The 17575-nt window shown below is 74.8% G+C and carries 18 protein-coding genes and 1 pseudogene; 9 read left to right on the forward strand and 10 right to left on the reverse strand.

Annotated features, from left to right (window positions below):
• The first annotated feature begins 84 nt into the window (after window positions 1–84).
• On the forward strand, window positions 85–837 hold the full coding sequence (locus IFT72_RS11285; protein ID WP_192046476.1) for a hypothetical protein: 753 nt from the start codon (window positions 85–87) through the stop codon (window positions 835–837).
• Window positions 838–942: 105 nt separating this feature from the next.
• Here the strand turns inward: IFT72_RS11285 and IFT72_RS11290 are convergent, their stop codons facing one another.
• Entirely contained in the window at window positions 943–1149 is a 207-nt protein-coding gene (locus tag IFT72_RS11290; protein WP_192046477.1) for a hypothetical protein, read from the reverse strand.
• A gap of 290 nt (window positions 1150–1439) precedes the next feature.
• Between IFT72_RS11290 and IFT72_RS11295 the strand changes: the two genes are divergently transcribed.
• Window positions 1440–1643 (forward strand): hypothetical protein, encoded by a 204-nt coding sequence (locus IFT72_RS11295; RefSeq protein WP_192046478.1) that lies wholly within the window; start codon window positions 1440–1442, stop codon window positions 1641–1643.
• A 56-nt stretch (window positions 1644–1699) separates the two neighbouring features.
• Here IFT72_RS11295 and IFT72_RS11300 read toward each other — a convergent pair whose 3' ends face one another.
• The 3 genes from IFT72_RS11300 to IFT72_RS11310 all read right to left on the reverse strand — a co-directional run bounded on the left by IFT72_RS11300 (window position 1700) and on the right by IFT72_RS11310 (window position 6381).
• Complete coding sequence (locus IFT72_RS11300; RefSeq protein ID WP_192046479.1) at window positions 1700–3556, reverse strand: sodium:proton antiporter; 1857 nt, start codon at window positions 3554–3556, stop codon at window positions 1700–1702.
• A complete protein-coding gene (locus IFT72_RS11305) occupies window positions 3556–4248 on the reverse strand; it encodes a hypothetical protein (RefSeq protein ID WP_192046480.1) in 693 nt (230 codons plus the stop codon). Before IFT72_RS11305 ends, IFT72_RS11300 begins: the two co-directional genes overlap by 1 nt.
• 183 nt (window positions 4249–4431) lie before the next feature.
• The gene (locus IFT72_RS11310; protein ID WP_192046481.1) at window positions 4432–6381 is read right to left on the reverse strand and encodes an S-layer family protein; all 1950 of its coding nucleotides are present in this window, start codon (window positions 6379–6381) and stop codon (window positions 4432–4434) included.
• Between the two features lie 282 nt (window positions 6382–6663).
• On the opposite strand from IFT72_RS11310, the gene IFT72_RS11315 reads away from it, so the two are divergent.
• Entirely contained in the window at window positions 6664–7146 is a 483-nt protein-coding gene (locus IFT72_RS11315) for a phage holin family protein (protein ID WP_192046482.1), read from the forward strand.
• A gap of 94 nt (window positions 7147–7240) precedes the next feature.
• Window positions 7241–8035, forward strand: coding sequence for an aquaporin Z (aqpZ, locus tag IFT72_RS11320; RefSeq protein WP_192046483.1), 795 nt, complete (start codon window positions 7241–7243; stop codon window positions 8033–8035).
• Window positions 8036–8101: 66 nt separating this feature from the next.
• Here aqpZ and IFT72_RS11325 read toward each other — a convergent pair whose 3' ends face one another.
• Both IFT72_RS11325 and IFT72_RS11330 read right to left on the reverse strand, forming a co-directional pair.
• Complete coding sequence (locus tag IFT72_RS11325) at window positions 8102–8563, reverse strand: hypothetical protein (protein ID WP_192046484.1); 462 nt, start codon at window positions 8561–8563, stop codon at window positions 8102–8104.
• A 49-nt stretch (window positions 8564–8612) separates the two neighbouring features.
• Window positions 8613–8927 carry a Dabb family protein gene (locus IFT72_RS11330; protein ID WP_192046485.1) on the reverse strand — a complete coding sequence of 105 codons (315 nt, stop codon included), beginning with the start codon at window positions 8925–8927 and terminating at the stop codon, window positions 8613–8615.
• 684 nt (window positions 8928–9611) lie between these two features.
• Between IFT72_RS11330 and IFT72_RS11335 the strand changes: the two genes are divergently transcribed.
• Window positions 9612–10895 (forward strand): multidrug effflux MFS transporter, encoded by a 1284-nt coding sequence (locus IFT72_RS11335; protein WP_192046486.1) that lies wholly within the window; start codon window positions 9612–9614, stop codon window positions 10893–10895.
• 204 nt (window positions 10896–11099) lie between these two features.
• On the opposite strand, the gene IFT72_RS11340 is transcribed toward IFT72_RS11335, so the two are convergent.
• Complete coding sequence (locus IFT72_RS11340; RefSeq protein ID WP_156370161.1) at window positions 11100–11273, reverse strand: CsbD family protein; 174 nt, start codon at window positions 11271–11273, stop codon at window positions 11100–11102.
• A gap of 235 nt (window positions 11274–11508) precedes the next feature.
• Between IFT72_RS11340 and IFT72_RS11345 the strand changes: the two genes are divergently transcribed.
• Window positions 11509–12393: an alpha/beta fold hydrolase gene (locus IFT72_RS11345; RefSeq protein ID WP_185230767.1), complete on the forward strand. Its 885-nt coding sequence runs from the start codon at window positions 11509–11511 to the stop codon at window positions 12391–12393.
• The gene (locus IFT72_RS16675; protein ID WP_192046487.1) at window positions 12386–12946 is read left to right on the forward strand and encodes a TetR-like C-terminal domain-containing protein; all 561 of its coding nucleotides are present in this window, start codon (window positions 12386–12388) and stop codon (window positions 12944–12946) included. The genes IFT72_RS11345 and IFT72_RS16675 overlap by 8 nt, the downstream gene beginning before the upstream one ends.
• A gap of 96 nt (window positions 12947–13042) precedes the next feature.
• Here the strand turns inward: IFT72_RS16675 and IFT72_RS11355 are convergent, their stop codons facing one another.
• Entirely contained in the window at window positions 13043–13465 is a 423-nt protein-coding gene (locus IFT72_RS11355; protein WP_192046488.1) for an arsenate reductase ArsC, read from the reverse strand.
• Between the two features lie 186 nt (window positions 13466–13651).
• Between IFT72_RS11355 and IFT72_RS11360 the strand changes: the two genes are divergently transcribed.
• Entirely contained in the window at window positions 13652–14134 is a 483-nt protein-coding gene (locus tag IFT72_RS11360; RefSeq protein WP_192046489.1) for a hypothetical protein, read from the forward strand.
• A gap of 124 nt (window positions 14135–14258) precedes the next feature.
• On the opposite strand, the pseudogene glsA reads toward IFT72_RS11360, so the two are convergent.
• Together glsA and IFT72_RS11370 are read right to left on the reverse strand one after the other, a co-directional pair.
• A pseudogene (gene glsA, locus IFT72_RS11365) lies at window positions 14259–15194 on the reverse strand (glutaminase A).
• Window positions 15195–15402: 208 nt separating this feature from the next.
• Complete coding sequence (locus IFT72_RS11370; RefSeq protein WP_185230777.1) at window positions 15403–16452, reverse strand: TerC family protein; 1050 nt, start codon at window positions 16450–16452, stop codon at window positions 15403–15405.
• A 182-nt stretch (window positions 16453–16634) separates the two neighbouring features.
• Between IFT72_RS11370 and IFT72_RS11375 the strand changes: the two genes are divergently transcribed.
• Complete coding sequence (locus tag IFT72_RS11375) at window positions 16635–17228, forward strand: TetR/AcrR family transcriptional regulator (protein ID WP_185230779.1); 594 nt, start codon at window positions 16635–16637, stop codon at window positions 17226–17228.
• The last annotated feature ends 347 nt before the right edge of the window (window positions 17229–17575 follow it).

A 17575-nucleotide genomic window follows, 5' to 3' on the forward strand; every position in this document is an offset into this window, starting at 1 on the left:
TCGATGAAGCCGTCAGGAGCGGCGGCTCGTCGTCGATCTTGGCATTGCCTGCCCGAGGGCTCGGGCTCGGGCTTGATGCTGCCGGTGGGAGGCGACAGCCTGAGCAGGACTCGGTCACGAGGCAGCGCGACGTCGCACGGCAGGGCGCCCGCCTCCTCGCCGGCCACCCCACGGAACGGACGAGGGACCACGACGACGCTCACCACACGCGGCCTGGCCTGCGCGGCCACGGGCGCCGTCGCGCTCGTCCTCTCCGACTGCGCCCCGAGCCCCGCCGAGCAGAGCCCGACGCCCGCGACGACGCCCGCGGCCGCGGCCGCCGCCGCCCAGGAGCTGACCACCCGCACGACCGTCCTCAGCCGCGACGGCAGCGCGGCCCCGGTGCTCTGCCTCGACGTCATCTTCGAGTCGTACCCGCCGATCTGCGACGGACCGGCCGTACAAGGCTGGGACTGGTCGGGCCTCGAGGGCGCCGAGACCGCCGCGGGCACGACATGGGGCCGGTACGAGGTCACCGGCACTTGGGACGGGACGGCGTTCACCGTGACCTCCCCGGCCCGACCGTGGGACGGCGTGGCCGTCGACCTCCTCACGCCGGGCTCGTCCGACACCGCAGGCACGGCAGCGTCACCGGCCGTGACCGCATCCGTCGAGGACTACCGCGCGGCGAGCGGCACCGACGGCACCGTCCTCGGCGTCGAGGAGTTCGACGGTCGGGCCCGCGTCCACGTCATCGTCGACGACGGCACCCTGCAGCGGGCGGCGGACGAGCGCTACGGCCCTGGCGTGGTCGTGATCGACCCGGCGCTCGAGCCGGCCGCCGACCCCGCGAGCTGAGGTGGCGAGCTGATCCGGCAGGGGCGCAGGGGCGCAGGGGGGAGGCGCGAGTCGCGGGACCAGCGATCCTCGCGGACCTGCCTGGGGTGACAGGTGCCAGCCCAGCTAGCCCCGCTCGACGCTGCCGGCGTTCGCGGCTCGGGTGGTGCTGTCGCGCCGGCGGCGGAGCGCCAGGGTGCCGACTGCTCCGCTGAACACCACCAGGGCGGAGGCGAGGGCCGGCATCCACTTCGTGTCGTCCGGCGAGGCAGCCAGCCAGGCCGATGAGGCGATCAAGGCCGCGGTGGCGACGACGTAGAAGATCCAGCGCATGGGGCTCGCTCCTGAGGTGGAAGGTGCTCGGTGGGAGCAGCCTAGGACCATCTGCCGGAATGTCAATTTTGGCGCGCCTGGGCCCGGATGTCTAGCGTTCCCTCGATCGCCATGTCCTCGGGCGTGGTGGCGATCCCATTCGTCCCCTTCGTGACGGGATCGTTGCGAGAACGATTGCTGACATGTCGTACGTTGGTCGTGGCCCGCACTGGGCGGGCTCCGACCGAAGGAGTGACGATGCCGATGATCGAGTTCCAGAACACGTTCTCCCCGAGGGCCTGAGGCAGGCCGTGTCCCGCTCCGATCTGAAGTGGATGGTCGTCCTCAACGCAGTCGTCATCTCGCTGTTCGCCGTCGTCTTCGCGATCGACGTCGACGGTTCGGTCTTCTGGGGCCTCCTCGTCGTCGCCGCCATGGCCTGGCAGATCCGGTCAGCGACCCGGCCCGAGCGCCCGGCGGAGGCCGCTCCGGGCAACACGCGAGTCCGCTCGTGACCTGAGCGAGGAGGAGGCTCCCGGTCCTCCGCTCCGCACACCGCGCCTCCCGCGCGTCAGTCCGCTAGCCGCCCGCGCAGCACGATCGCGATCTCCGACGCGTCGAGGTTCGCGAGCGCGTCGGCCAGCACGTCGGCGTCGAACAGCCCGTTGTCGCGGGCGTCGAGCAAGGCTGACCGCTGCGCCGCCAGCATCGCGAGCGTGTGCGCCACCGACGCGTCGAACGCCTCCTTCGAGCGCTCGAGCACCGGCGCCTCGGGGGCCGGCACGGCGTCGCCGCTCGCGCGCATCAGCTCGAAGATCCTCGTCCGCTCCGACTCGTTGCGCTCGTGCAGCTCCACCTCGTCGACCGGCGGCGACAGCCGCTTCAGCAACGGACCGACCGTCCCGCCCTGCACCAGCAACGACAGCGCCGCCACCGCGAACGCGATCAGCACCAGCACCGGACGCTGCGGCGTGTCCTCCGGCAGCGTCTGCGCCGCGGCGACCGTCACCGCACCGCGCATCCCCGCCCAGACGACCGCCGTCCCGTCCCGCCAGCCGAGCGGCTGCCTCAGGAAGTACTCGATGTCGGCCAGGCCCTGCGTCACCCGCCTCGTGAACTGGTCGAGCGTCCGCTGCGACGGGGTCCGCGACGACGTGCGCCGCGACGACGACGTGCGCCGCGACCGGGTGCGGGAGGCGCGGGGCGAGGGCGTGCGGGAGCCTCCGGAGCCGAGACGGGGGGAGGGGGACGGCGACGCGACCTCCGCGGGGGCGGGCACGGCGACTCCCTCAGGCCCCGCCTCGGCGGCGAGCTGCGACGGGCCGGAGCGACCGCGCCGGTTCATCTCGGCGAAGGGCCCGACGGCCCCCTCGGTGCGGATCTGCTCGTGCATGCTCTGCACCCGCGGCTGCATCGCCTCGGCGTGCCGCGCCCTCGCCGACAGCACCCGCAGCAGCGGCGCCACGTACGCCGCCCGCACCACGATCGTCAGCACCAGCGCCCCCACCGCGATCAGCAGCGCGGGCGCCACCCCGGCGTGGTCCTCCTGCACGTCGACCACGATCGACCGGATCTGCAGGCCCATCGTCAGGAACACCGCACCCTCGAGCACCAGCTCGACCGTGCGCCAGTTCTGCGAGTCGGAGAGGCGGTTCTGCGGCGACAGCTCGCGCGGGGCCCGCACCCCGGTCACCAGGCCCGCGACCACCGCCGCCACGAGCCCGGAGGCCCCGACGGCGCTCGCCGGCAGCGACGCCACGAAGGGCACCGCGAACGAGATCACCGTGTTGACGGTCGAGTCGGTCACCCTCCGCCGCAGCGCCAGGTTCGCCGCCCCGACGACGAGCCCGATCACCAGGGCCACGACGACCGAGTACGCGAACGTGCCGACGGCGCCCCAGACCGAGAAGGAGGCGGCGGTCGCCACGATCGCCGTCCGCAACAGCACCAGCGCGGTCGCGTCGTTGAGCAGGCTCTCGCCGTCGAGCATGGCGACCACCCGCTTCGACACCGACGTCTGCCGCACGATCGACGTCGCGACCGCGTCGGTCGGGCTGATCACCGCGCCGAGCGCCACGCCCCACGCGAAGCCGAGGTCGGGCAGCACCAGCATGAAGAAGACGCCGAGCACGAGGGCGCTCGCCACGACCAGCACGACCGACAGGCCGCTGATCGCGCCGAACTCGCGCCGGAAGTTCATCGCCGGCATCGACACCGCCGACGAGTAGAGCAGCGGCGGCAGCACCCCGGCGAGGATCAGCTCGGGGTCGATCTCGACCGCCGCGAACGCGGGCAGGAAGCTCGCGCCCACCCCGATCGCCACGAGCAGCAGCGGAGCGGCGACCCTCAGGCGCGGCCCGACGAGCGTCGCGGCCGCGATCACGAGCAGCGCGGTCATGAGCACCGCGAGCAGCTCGGTGACCTCCATCAGGCCTCGAGCAGGATGCGCAGCGCGGCGACGAGCGCCTTCACGTCGGCCCGGAGCGTGGCGGCCTCGGCCTCGAGGGCGGCGGCACGGCCGGCGGGGGCGGGGGGAGCGGGGGAAAGGGGAGCGGGGGAGGCGGGGTATGGGTCGCGTGCCGGCTCCGCGTCGGCGGCGGTGTCGAGGTCGTCCTCGTCCTCGACGTCGTCCTGGTCCAGCTCGTCGTCCGTCGGCTCCAGATCGGGCTCGGGCTCCGGCTTGAGCTCGGGCTCGTCCGTGTCTTCCGTCGCGGGCGCCGGCTCGGCGTCGTCCTCCGTCACCACCGACTCCTCGGGGGTCGGCTCTTCCGCGTAGGTCGGCTCCGCCGCCGCGGCGTCCGGCTCGTCGGCGTCCGCCTCGTCGGCGACCGCCTCGTCGTCCGGGGCGTCCTCGTCAGCGGGGGGCGCCTCCTCGAGGGCCGGGGCCGGCTTCGACGTGCGGACGACCTGCGAGAACTTGGGGCGCGGCTTCTTGGGCGCGGCCGCGGATTCGGGTGACGCCTCCTCGACCCAGTCGGCGAGGGTCTGGCGGGGCACGCTGAACTCGTCGGAGACCACCGTGAGCACGTTGCGGTCGCCCGGGTTGGTCATCCTGCGCTGGAGGACCCGCGCGGTCGCGGCCTCCTTCGTGGCGTCGTCGTACCACTCGTCGAAAGGCATGGGCTGATTCTAGGGACGCTCCGGCGGTCGGTCCGCGCGATCCGCCGCCGCACACCTAGAGGGCCCCGCTGATGCAGCGAGGCCCTCCGGTCGTGCGCCGGGCGGGGCTCACGGGGCCGAGGCCCCTGCCCGCCCGGCAGGTCGGTGCAGCGCGGTCAGCGCGCCACGATCACGGCGCCGCCGTCACTCGGCGCCGCCGTCACGCGCGGCCCGGCGGCGGGCGCCGACCAGCAGCGCCGTGCCGAGCGTCAGCATCAGCGCCGAGCCCAGCAGCACGCCGCCTGTGCCGTCCGAGCCCGTGTAGGCCAGGCCGGAGGCGCGGGTGCCGCCGGCAGGGCGGGGAACGACGCGGTCGCCCCCGGCCGGGACGATGGCGGCGGGCGCGACGTAGGTGAACGGCAGCGCGTCGGACGCGCCTCCCGCCGTCGTCACCACGATCGTCGTGGCCCCGGCGACACAGGCCGGGGTGACGAACGTCAGGCGGGTGCCGTCCGCGGAGACCGTGACTGCCGTGGCCGGGATCGTGACTCCGCAGATCGTCACCGTCGTCGCCCCGGGCACGAACGGGCCGCCGATCACCGTCACGGTGTCGCCGCCCGTCGTCGAGCCCGAGCCGGGGTCGACCGAGGCCGCGCCGGGCTCCGCGAGGTACGTGTAGCCGTCCTCGAGCACCGCGGCCCCGTCAGCGCCGTCCAGGACGACGTCGACCGGGCCCGCGACCCCCGCCGGGGTCACCACCGTGACGCGCGTGTCGGTGGGGGTCCCGACGATCGTCGCCGCGACTCCTCCGAAGGTCACGTCCGTCACGCCGGCGAGGCCGGTGCCCGAGACGACCACCGTCTGGCCGCCCGCCGTGGGGCCGGCCGTCGGCGAGATCGAGACGACGGCGGGGCCGCCGGGGCTCACGTAGACGAAGGGGCTCGGTGCGGTCGTCGTCACTCCCGCGGGGGCGGTGAGGACGACCTCGGCGACTCCGGTGCCGGCCGGGCTGGTCACCACGACCTGCGTGCCGTCGGGCGAGACCGAGACGACCGTGCCGGGGGTGCCGTCGAACGTGACACCGGTGGTCGTGTCGAGGCCGGTGCCCGTCAGGGTCACCGTCGTGCCCCCGACGGCCGGTCCCTGCGCCGGGTCGATCGCCGTGATCGCCGGCGCGACGTACGTGTACGCGAGCTCGGCGGTGCCCGCCGTCGGCTCGGTGACCGTCACGGTCACCGGGCCCGCGGGGGAGGCGGGGGTCGTCGCCGTGAGGGAGTTGCCGTCGGCGGCCACGGTCAACGCGGTCGCCGGCAGCGTGCCGAACGTCACGGTCGTGTCGGGCGTGAAGCCGGTGCCCGTGATCGTGACGACCTGGCCGCCGCTCGTCGGGCCGACGACCGGCGTGATGCCCGTCGCCGTGATCTGCGCGGCCGCGCCCGCGGTCGGCGACTCGCACGCCGCCGAGGCGAGGGTGACCGTGCCGAGCGGCACGTCGACGATCTGCGTGGCACCGACGGTGCCGCTGAGGGTGAGGGCAGCGACGATCGACGTGGCGGTCGCGCTGCCGAACCGGGCCTGCTCGACGCGGCTGACGTCGACGGTCAGCGTCGCACCGAGCAGATCGCCCGCCAGCGCGGCGCTCGCCGAGACGGTCGGGGTGGTCGCGTCGAGGGTCGCCGCGGTGCCGAAGAGTGTGAGGCCGACCAGGCCGGCGTCCGCGGTCGTGCCGCCGCCACCGACCGGGCAGGTCACGTCGGCCGTGACGGCGTCGGCCGTGAGCACGTCGACGCCCAGCAGCGACACCGCGGCGCCCGCCACGTCGGACGACGCCGACGAGCCGGTGGTCGTGCTGGAGGCGCGGGTGCTGACCGCGCCCACGGTCACCTCCCCGCCCTGGACCGTCGCGAGGGTCGACCCCTGGCTGTCGAAGGCCCCGGGCGCGCCGCCCGTGCCGGCGGTGACGAGGCCGACGGCCGCCGTCGCGTCGAGGGCGACGAGGCCGGGGACGGTGCCGGTCAGCGCGACTCCGGCGCCGAGGGCCGAGGCGTCGCCCGGAGCGGCGGAGGCTGGTGAGGCCAGGAGGACGGACGAGCCGAGGACGAGGCCGGCGGTGACGCCGATCGCCGCGGTCCGCGAACGCAGGACAGAACGCATGTGTTGCTCCTTCGCAACAGGGTGCCCCTGATCGGCACCGGTCCGCCGAATCTAAGCTTTTCTCACGGTGTCGTCACCCCCAGTGCGAGGGTGACCGGTGCGGTCTCGTTTCCGCGGATGCGCGGTCGCGCTGGCCGGGTGACGAGTGCCGGGGCGGCCGAAGCTGGGAGGGGGCCGGAGGCGCGTGACCGGTGGTGAGCGGGACGCGTCATGTAGGGGAGTTCTGCACCGCGCCTCCTGAGGGGAGGGCGGGCGAGCAGGGCCGCGACCCCGGAGGAACCCATGTCTGACGACGACACCCGCGAGGCCCCGCGCCTGCGCGACCAGCTGAGCAGCCGGGCGATCGAGCCGATCGTCCGCGCCGTCCGCACCGAGATCGGCAAGGCCGGGAGAGAGGTCGCCGACCGCGCCCGCAGCGCCCGCACCGGCCTCGTGCTCGTGGGCGTCGGCGCCGTGCTCGCCGTCGTGACCGTCGGGCTGCTCGCGGCCGTCGTCGTCACCGCGATCGCCGTCGCGCTGCCGCTCTGGGCCGCGACGCTCATCGCCTTCGGGGCGTTCGCCGTCGTGTCGGCGATCGTCGTCCGCGTCGGGGTCTCCGCGGTCAGCCGCGGTGTGCCGCCGGTGCCGAGGGACACGATCGCCGAGCTCGGCGGACGCCGGGGGGCGGAGCGCGACGGCGGCGACCGTGACCGCGACCGCGACCGCGACCGCGACCGCGACGGCGACGGCGACCGCGACCGCGACGGCGGGGCTGCGCGCGACTAGCGCGCGGCTGCTCCGCCACCGGCGACCCGCGCCTCCCCCTGACCTCCACCCGTTCCACCCCACCCGACCCCCGAACACAGGAAGCAGCACCCCGATGGCACGCCAGGACCAGAACCCGAAGCCCGTCAGCCGATCCACCTCCGAGCAGCGCACGCAGCACGCCGAGACCTGGTCGAGCGGGGCGCGGTACGCCTCGGAGGCGTTCGGCGCCTTCCTGCTCGTGCTCGGCGGGGTGGGCACGGCCGTGCTCGCGTCGTCGTTCCCCGACGACGGCAACGCGCTGGGCGTGGGGTTCCTCGGCGTCGCGCTCGCCTTCGGCCTCAGCGTGACGGGCGGCATCTACGCCGTCGGCCACATCTCGGGCGGGCACTTCAACCCGGCCGTCACGGTCGGCGCCGCCGTCGCGGGGCGCACCGAGTGGCGCCACGTGCCCGGCTACGTCGTCGCGCAGATCGTCGGCGGAGTCGCCGGTGCGGCCGTCGTCGCCGGAGTCGTGGCCGACGGCCCCGCCGGCGCGTTCGCCGCGGCCCGCGAGTCGGGCTTCGCCTCGAACGGCTGGGGCGAGCACTCGCCCGGGGGCTTCGGCCTCGGCGCCGTGATGCTGATCGAGGTCGTGCTGACGGCCGTGTTCGTCGGCGTCATCCTCTCGGTCACCGCGAAGAAGGAGTACGCGGCCCTCGCGCCGCTCGCGATCGGCCTCACGCTCACGCTGATCCACCTCGTGAGCATCCCGGTCAGCAACACGTCGGTGAACCCCGCCCGCTCGATCGCCGCCGCGGTCTTCGCGGGGCCGGACGCACTCGGCCAGGTGTGGGCGTTCGTCGTCGCACCGCTCGTCGGCGCGGTCGTCGCCGGGGTCGCGCACCGGGCGCTGCGCCGCGCGGCGTGAGGTGACGTGCGGCCCCGGCCGGCCGGCGGCCTCGCCGGGGGCGGGGCGGCGCGGGGCGGAGACAGGTCAGGAGTCGCGGTGCCGGTCGGGCCCCGGAGTCGGCCGGTCGTGCGCGAACCAGCGGGCGAGCGGGCGGGCGCTGGCCAGCAGCAGGACAGCGAACGCCGTCTGGTCCACCGCGCCCCACACCGGGATGCCGCCGACCACCGCGATCACCGACCAGTTCACGGCGATGTCGGCGAGGATCACGACCAGCCCGAGCACGACCCCCGCACGTCGCCGGAGCAGCAGCAGCACGATGACGAGCGGGTCCCAGAGCGTCAGCGAGATCCAGAAGGCTCGCAGGGCGGGGTGGAAGCCGGCGTAGGCGTCGGCGCCCCCGACGACCAGATCGGCCACGTGCGTCGTGGTGCCGACGGCGAAGCCCGCGATCCAGAGCCAGCGGAGGAGCCGGGCGGCACGGTGGCGAGGCGCCGGGGCTGGGGCCTGCGGGTGCGCGGGGCCGGGAGGCGGGGTGACCGGCTGCACGGCGTGAGCCTAGCCCGGGTCTCGACCCGCGCCTCCTCGGGGCCTCGGGCTACGCGGCGATGTCGAAGACGACGATGCGGGCCGCGGACTCCTGCAGGAACGTCGCGACCTCGACGTGCTGCGGGTCGGGCAGGTAGCCGTCGAGGGCCGCCTTGTCGCGGAAGTGCACCGCGAGCATCCAGTCGAACCCGCCCTGCAGGTCCTCGTCGCCGATGTTCGGGCCGCTCGTCACCGAGAGCACGCCGTCGATCGACGTCAGCTTCTCGGTCGACCGCGCGCTCGCCTGCTCGGCGGTGTCTGCCCCGGCGGACTCCGCCCACTCGACCAGCACCACGTGCACCACTTCTCCTGCTCCGAACGCCATGGGTCTTCCTCTCGTCTGCGGCGCCGACTCGCTCGGCGCCTCCGTCGATCCTGCGCCTCCCGCCCGGACGGCGGCAGGGAGCGTGCGTCCCCCCTCCTTCGTCGGTGGGCAGGAGAACCACGTCTTCGCCGGCGAACCAGGCCGCGGCGTGGTTCGCGTGCGACGACGTGGTGCCTCTCGGGTCGGGCACCCCGTTCTCGCACGGGCACCCCGCCGCGGCGGGGTGCCCGTGCGAGGACGGGGTGTGCGGACGGGGGCGACGTGGGAGGGGCGGGAGGCGGCGAGGGAGGGGCGGGAGACGCGGGGGGCTGCGAGGGAGGGGCGGGAAACGCGGGGGTGGCGAGGGAGGGGCGGGAGGTGCGGGGGCGCGGGAGGCGCGGGAGGCGGCGAGGGCCGGGCCAGATCGGGTCGCGAGGGGGCGTGGCGCATCGTGGCGCAGGGTGACGCGGCCTGACGTGCCTGCGAGGGGCGGTCCAGATCCGCTCCTCCACTCCGGAGTGGATCGGCGGATGTGGACGGTGCCGTCTCCTGCCGTGCGCGGCGTGCGGCAGCCGAGCCCGCTCGAGGAACCACGTCTTCGCCGACGAACCAGGCCGCGGCGTGGTTCGCGTGCGACGACGTGGTGCCTCTCGGGTCGGTGCGCGGCGGGGCAGGGGGCGCCCGCCCCGACTACGGTGGGCCCGGATGAGCGACGACGACGTCACCCGCCCCGGCGACCCGGGCCCCGGCGAACCCGGCGACCCACGCGACCCCGCCGCCGGCCGCGGCGCCCCGCGCTGGGCGCCCCGCCGCGGCGCCGTCCTCACCATCGGCCTCATCGTCGGCATCTCGCCCTTCGCGACCGACATGTACATCCCCGGCCTCCCGGCCATCGCGGCCGACCTCGACGCGTCGACGGCGCAGGTGCAGCTCAGCCTCACCGCCTTCCTCATCGCGTTCGCCGTCGGCCAGATCGTCGTCGGGCCGCTCAGCGACGGATCCGGCCGGAGGCGCGTCCTCCTCGCCGGGACCGCCCTCTTCGCCGTCGCCTCCCTCGCCTGCGCCCTGGCCCCCGACTCGACGACCCTCGTGCTCGCCCGCGTCGTGCAGGGCCTCGGCGGCGCCGCCGGCAGCGTCGCCGCCCGCGCCATGGTGGGCGACTCCACCACCGGGGTCGCCCGCAGCCGCCTCTTCGCGACCCTCGCCGCGATCAACTCGGTCGGGCCCGTCGTCGCCCCGCTCATCGGCGGGCTCGTGCTCGCGGCGGGGTCGTGGCGCGCCACGTTCGCGCTGCTCGCCGTGCTGGGCACCGGGCTGACCGTCGCCGCGTGGCGACAGCTGCCGGAGACCCTCACCGCGCCTCCCCCCGGCGGAGCCTCGCTCGGCGCCTCGCTGCGGCGCATGGGCGGGCTGCTCGGGATCCCGCGCTTCCGCTGGTACCTCGTCACCGGCTGCGCCGCGACGATCGGCTTCTTCTCGTACATCTCGACGTCGTCGTTCGTCTTCCAGCAGCAGTACGGGTTCAGCGAGGGGCTCTACACGCTCGTCTTCGCCTCGAACGCGTCGTGCATGATCGCGTCGACCCTCGTCTTCCGCCGCCTCGTCGGCCGCTTCGCCGAGGACCGCCTCTTCACCATCGGCCTCGCCACCTGCACCGTCGGGTCGGCGCTCGTGCTCGTCGGGGCGGTCTCGGGGGCCGGGCCGGCGCTGATCTGGCCGGCGCTCGCGCTCGTGACGGCGGGGTGGGGCTGGGTGATCCCGGGCTCGATCACGCTGACGCAGGCGCTCGGGCACCGCGCCCCCGGCACGGCCGCGGCCCTGGTCGGCGGGCTGCAGTTCGGCCTCGGCGGCGCGGCCACCCCGCTCGCCGGCGCCCTCGGCGGCACGGCGGTCGCGATGGGCGGGCTGATGCTCGGGTTCATCGCCGTCGGGCTCGCGGTGCAGCTGTGGGCGTCACGGCCCGGTGCGCCGCAGGGCGACCGAGGGTAGGAGTCGCGGGTCGGGAGGCAGAGGAGGCGGGACCCACCCCTCGCGGGGACGAGTGGTCACGATGTGCTCCTCCCGGGGTCGCTGAGGCGCAGATCGTGACCACTCGGCGGCATGCCGGGCATCCCCGGCACGACGGAGGGCCCGGCGTCTGCGACGACGCCGGGCCCTCCGGGCATCCGGTGCGTGAGCACCGGGGGAGCGGGACTAGTGGTCCGTCGCGTCCTTGGCCTTCTCGGTCTCCATGCGGGCCTCGCTCATGGCCTGGTCCTTCTGGCCCTGGTGCGTGAGCTCGGCGTCGTCGGTCTTCTTGCCGACGGCCTCCTCGGCGTGTCCGGCGACCTTCTGAACTGCGTCCTTTGCCTTGTCTCCGAGCGACATGACGTCTCCTTCGTGAAGTGGGTGCCGACGAACGTCGGCTGATCTGGACGCTAGGCCGGGGGGAGTCGCGGGGCCTGTCTGCCCGGCAGGTTCACAGCCCGGGTGCGTCCGGTGGCCATGTCGGGGCCCGGGCCGCGCCTCCCGGTCGACCCGCACCGCGCCTCCCGCCGACCCGCACCGCGCCTCCTCGAGACTGGCTATTGACATTAGCCAAATGGCTACGTAGGTTAGCCACATGATGACGCAGACCACGGAGACCCGCCGCCTCGACCGCCTCGGCGAGGGATCGATCGCCTACGACGTGCAGGGCCACGGCCCGCTCGTCGTGCTCGTGCCCGGCATGGGCGAGCTCCGCTCGACGTACCGCTTCCTCGCCCCGGCCCTCGTCGCGGCCGGGCACACGGTCGTCACCACCGACCTGCGCGGCCACGGCGAGAGCGACGCCGGCTTCCGCAGCTACGGCGACGTCGACACCGCCGGCGACGTCGAGGCGCTGATCCGCGAGCTCGGCGAGCCCGCCGTGGTGGTCGGCAACTCGATGTCGGCCGGCTCCGCGGTGATCGTCGCGGCGGAGCACCCCGAGCTCGTGCGCGGCCTCGTGCTCGTCGGGCCGTTCGTACGCAACCCCCCGGTGAGCGGCGTCGTCACGGCGCTCTTCCGCGTCATGATGGCCCGCCCCTGGGTCGCCACGACGTGGGGCGCCTACCTCCCCACCCTCTACTCGGGCGCCAAGCCCGCCGACTTCGCCGCCGAGAAGGCCCGCGCCCTCGCCAGCATGCGCCGCCACGCCCACGCCCGCGCCTTCAGCCTCACGACCCGCACCGACCACGCCCCCGCCGAGGCGGCGCTCGCCGCGGTCACCGCCCCCACGCTCGTCGTCATGGGCGAGAAGGACCCGGACTTCCGCGACCAGGCCGCCGAGGCCCGCTGGATCGCCGACGCCCTCCACGGCCGGGCCGTCATGGTGCCCGACGCCGGCCACTACCCGCACGTGCAGCAGCCCGAGATCACGACGGAGGCGGTCGTCGGCTTCCTGCGCGGGCTCCCGACCGCGGGCGGTCCCGTCGCCGGCGCGACCGACGGCGCCGCGGACCAGGGCGGCGAGGGCTCGCGTGCCTAGGGCAGGGCTCGACGTCGCGGTCGTGGTGGAGCGGGCGGGCGAGCTCCTCGACCAGCGACCGGGCGACTCCCTCAGCCTCGCGGTCGTGGCCGACAGCCTCGGGGTGCGCGCGCCCTCGCTCTACAAGCACGTCGACGGCCTGCCCGGGCTGCACCGCGGACTCGTGCTGCTCGCCAAGGGCGCCCTCGCCGACGCCCTGCGCGACGCGGTGGTCGGCCGGTCGGGCGACGACGCCGTCGCGGCCCTCGCCGACGCGTACCGCCGGTGGGCGCTGACGCACCCGGGGCAGTACCCGCTGACCGTCCGGGCGCCCCGCGAGGGCGACGCCGACGACCTCGCCGTCTCGGAGCGCGCCACCAGCGTTGTCTACACCGCCCTCGGCGGTTACGGTCTCGACGGCGACGACGCGGTGGACGCGACCCGGTTCCTCCGCGCGGCGCTGCACGGGTTCGTGTCGCTCGAGACGAGCGGCGCGTTCGCGCTGCCGGTCGACCTCGAGCGCAGCTGGCGGCGTGCGGTGCAGCACGTCGTGGCGGCGCTCGCCGCCTGGTGAGCCGGCGCCCGGCGGCGCCGGGTGGTCACGTACTGCTGCTCCCGGGGCTCGGGAGGAGCAGATCGTGACCACTCGGCGCGCGGGGCGGGTGGCGGGTCAGGCGGGGGCGATCTCCGCGACGAGCCGCTCGACCCGTCGACGGATGTCGTCGCGGATCGGACGCACCTCGTCGAGGCCGCGGCCGGCCGGGTCGGTGAGCTCCCAGTCCTCGTAGCGCTTGCCCGGGAAGACCGGGCAGGCGTCGCCGCAGCCCATCGTGACCACGACGTCGCTGTCACGCACCGCCTCGGTCGTCAGGACCTTCGGCTGCGACCCGGCGATGTCGACCCCGACCTCGGCCATGGCGGCGACGGCGACGGGGTTGATCTGGTCCTTCGGCTCGCTGCCGGCCGAGAGCACCTCGACGCGGTCACCCGCGAGGTGCCGCAGCCAGCCGGCGGCCATCTGTGAGCGGCCGGCGTTGTGCACGCAGACGAAGAGCACGGAGGGGCGCGCGGTGGTGGCGGGGGAGTCGGTCATGGTGGTCTCCGGGGTCGGGTCGGGTCGGGGTCGGGGGCGGGCCGATGATACGGGGCGCAGGTGTCTCGACGGCTCGGGCTTCCCTGCCCGGCTCGCGCCTCCCTGCCCGGCCCGCGCCTCCAAGAGGGGCCCGGCCCGCGCCTCCCCGGGGTGGCGCTCCCGGGCGAGAGGGCGCACCATGGCGTGATGCGATCTGACCGAGACCTCACCTCCGTGTCCGAGCCCGCTCGCCCCGCCGTCGTCGACCGGGTGCGCGAGAGCCTCGACGACGCGGCCGCCCGCCACGGAGGGCGCGTCCGCGTCACCCACAGCTACGTCGCGGCCCAGCAGCCGGGAGGCGCGGGTCGCGTCGCCGGATGGCAGTCACGCGTGCAGGTGGCCGGCGTCCGTCGTCGCCCGGTCGACCTCTGGTGCGCCGTCGACGCCCGCGACCTGATGGTGCTCGGCGGGGCCGACCTCGCCGGCTGGCGCCTCGACGACCCCACCGCCGAGCGCGAGTGCCGCGCGGCCCTCGGCCAGCTGGTCGACGACTTCGTCGCCGGGCACCTGCCCGTCGACCGCACGTCGGAGCTCGCCCGCACGGGCGCCGTCGTCACCCTGCTCGCGACGGCGGCCGCCGCGACGGCGCTCGCCGTGGCGTCGGTGATCGCGGGGCGCGGCAAGCGCTGAGCTGAGCTGGGCTGAGCCGGTCGGGGCCGAGTGGTCGCGATCTGCTGCTCCCGGGGCCCCCGACGAGCACTTCGTGACCACTCGCTGCCGCCGCGTCGCCGCCCGCCGCCGCCCCCGCCCCGCCCTACGACGCGAACGCGTGCAGCCCGAGCTCCCGGCTCAGCGCCGCGCTCACGGCGGCCCCGCGCACGCTCGTGCCCTGCCCGTCGAGGGGCGGGCTGACGACCGCGGCCCCGAGCACGCGGGGAGCCGAGAGCACGATCGCTCCCGAGACGCTGGACTTGGCGGGCACGCCGACCTCGCGCATCCACCGCCCCGACCCGTCGTAGACGCCTCACGTCGCCATCACCGACACCACGTCACGGGCGACGGCGGCGTCGACGACCTGCACGCCGGTCACGGGGTTGCGCCCGCCGAGCGCGAGCGTCGCGCCCATCACGGCGAGGCACTCGGCGTCGACCAGCACCGCGCACGAGCGGGCGTAGGCCTCGACGGCGTCGTCGGCGGTGACGTGCAGCGTGCCCTCGGAGCGCATCAGGTGCGCGAGCGCGTGGTTGCGGTCGCCGAGCAGCTGCTCGGAGCGGCTCACGTCCTCGTCGACCTCGAGGTCGCGCCCCGCGAAGGCGCTGAGGCCTCGGAGGATGCGCGCGGCACGCCCGTCGGCGTCGCCGCCGTTGACGAGGGCGGCGGTGAGCAGGGCCCCCGCGTTGACCATCGGGTTCGGCGGGCGGCCCGTGCCCGCCTCGAGCTCGAGCGCGTCGAAGGCCTCGCCGGTCGGCTCGATGCCGACCCGGTCGAGGGCGTCGCCGCCGGTGTCGGCGAGGGCCAGCGCGAACAGGAACGGCTTGACCGCCGACTGCACCGAGAACGAGGTGCCCGCGTCGCCCGCGGTGCGCACCGTGCCGTCGGGCAGGGCGAGGGCGACTCCGAGCAGGTCGGGGTCGGCGTCGGCCAGCTGCGGGATGCTGTCGTCGACCTCGCCACCGGTCGTCCCGCGCACGCGGCGCAGCAGGTCGTCGAGGTCGAGGTCACGGCGCCGGGCGTCGTCGGGGGTGGGCATGGGCCCAGCTTGTCAGCGCGGCTCCGCGGCGGCCCGGCCGGGCGAAGGGCGGGAGGCGCGGGGCGGGCCCCCGGGACCACGTGCGGGAGGCGCGGGGCGGGCCCCCGGGACCACGTGCGGGAGGCGCGGTGCCGGCCTGGGCCGACCCGCGCCTCCCGGGGGGTGCGTGCGGTGCGTGCGTGCGGTGCGGATGCGCACCGCCGCGACGTCAGTGGCGGCCCGCGCCTCCGTCGGCGTGGTCGTCGTGCGCGTGGGTGATGGGCTCGCCCTCGACGCGCTCGCGCTTCGCCTTCTCGGCGTCGCCGCGGGTCTTGGCGAGGCTCGCCACCGTGGCGACGGTGATCGTGAGGCCGATGAACAGCAGCGAGAACCAGATCGGGATCTCGGGCACCCACAGCAGCGGCTCGCCGCCGTTGATGAAGGGCACCTCGTTGACGTGCAGCGCGTGGAAGACGAGCTTGAGGCCGATGAAGGCGAGGATGACCGCGAGGCCCTGCGACAGGTAGACGAGGCGCTCGAGCAGGCCGCCGATGAGGAAGAACAGCTGGCGGAGGCCCATCAGCGCGAAGGCGTTCGCGGTGAAGACGATGTAGGGCTCCTCGGTCAGGCCGTAGATGGCCGGGATCGAGTCGAGCGCGAAGACCAGGTCGACGAAGCCGATCGCGATGACGCAGAGCAGCAGCGGCGTGACGAAGCGCTTGCCGTCGATCTTGGTGGTGAACTTGTCGCCGACGAACTCGTCGTGCACCGGCAGCACCCGCCGGGCGATCTTGACGAAGGCGTTGTCGGCCGCGTTCCCCCCGTGGCTGCCCTTGATCTGCTGGTACGCGAGCACGAAGAGCAGGGCGCCGAAGATGTAGAAGACCCAGGAGAAGTTCTCGATCAGCGCGGCGCCCGCGGCGATGAAGCCGGCGCGCATGATGAGGGCGATGACGATGCCGATCATCAGCACCTTCTGCTGGTAGATGCGCGGCACGGCGAAGCCGGTCATGATCAGCAGGAAGACGAAGAGGTTGTCGATCGACAGCGCCTTCTCCGTGAGGTAGCCCGCGAAGTACTCGCCGCCGTAGCCCCAGCCGCTCGTGAACCCGATGCCGACGCCGAACAGCAGCGCGAGGCCGATGTAGAAGGCGGACCAGCGGGCGGACTCGCCGATCGTGGGCTCGTGCGGCTTGCGCACGTGGGTGAAGAACTCGTAGACGAAGAAGGCGATGGTGACGCCGATCGTGATGAGCCAGGTGGTCAGGGTGATGTTCACGGGGTGCTCCGCGGGTCTCGGGCAGGGTGCGGGTCGACGTCCGTGCGGGCGCGCGGACGGGGAAGGGCGGGTGTTCTGCCCCTCGACAGTAGGTCGGAGGCGCTGTCAGCTTGCTCGCAGGTAGCCCCCAGCCTCCTGAGAAGCTGCAGTGCCTGCACGGGCGTGTCCCCTACCGTGGCCTCGTGACCACCGCGCCCGGGCCCGTGCCGAACAGCCGCGGCGTGCGCCGTCGGAAGGACATCCTCGACGCGGCCCGCGCCGTCTTCGCCGAGGTCGGCTTCCGCGGAGCGACGATGGCCGCGATCGCCGCCCGCGCCGAGGTCACCCACGCCGGTCTGCTCTACCACTTCGCCACGAAGGAGGACGTGCTCGAGGCCGTCCTCGCCGACGGCAGCGAGCGGGGCCGCTCGATCGTCGAGGCCGGGCGCGGGAGGTCGGACCACCTCGAGGCTCTCGAGCAGCTCGTGGCGCTGAACGCCTCCGACCCGGGGTGGTCGCGGCTCTTCTCGGTGCTGCTCGGCGAGAGCGTGTCGCCCGGGCACCCGCTGCGCGACCGCATGGCCGAGCGGTACGACGGGATCTCAGCGTCGCTCGCGGCGCACCTCCGGTCGCTGCGCACGGAGGGCGGTGCGTGGTCGGACGACGACCTCGACGGGCTCGCCCGCGTGCTGCTCGCCGTGATGGACGGGCTGCAGTTCCAGCAGCTGACGGGCGCCCGGTCGCACATGACCGACGACTTCGGGCTGCTCGTCGAGGCGGTGCGCCGCTCGCTCTGAGGGCTGGACGCAGGCCGCTGGCCGCTGGGTGGCGTGCGCTGCGCTCCGCGGCCGGGACGGGGGAGTCGCGGGTCGTGACGGCGCCCGGCCCCGGCTGCGAGGAAGTGACGGTCCAGAAAGGCCCCTCCACTCCGGAGTGGAGGAGCGCGACGAGATGTGGGGACGCGCGCGGGAGCGACTTCCAGGAAGGGCGCTCCACTCCGGAGTGGAGGAGCGGGTGGCGGTCGGGTCCTGCGAGGGGGTCGTCCTCCACTCTGGAGTGGATCAGCGATTCCAGACCGTGCTTCTCGGAGCCGGAGCCGGAGCCGGAGCCGGTGCCGGCGCTGGCGCCGGTGCCGGTGCCGGTG

The organism is Frigoribacterium sp. CFBP 8754 (assembly GCF_014841815.1).
GTDB lineage: Bacteria > Actinomycetota > Actinomycetes > Actinomycetales > Microbacteriaceae > Frigoribacterium > Frigoribacterium endophyticum.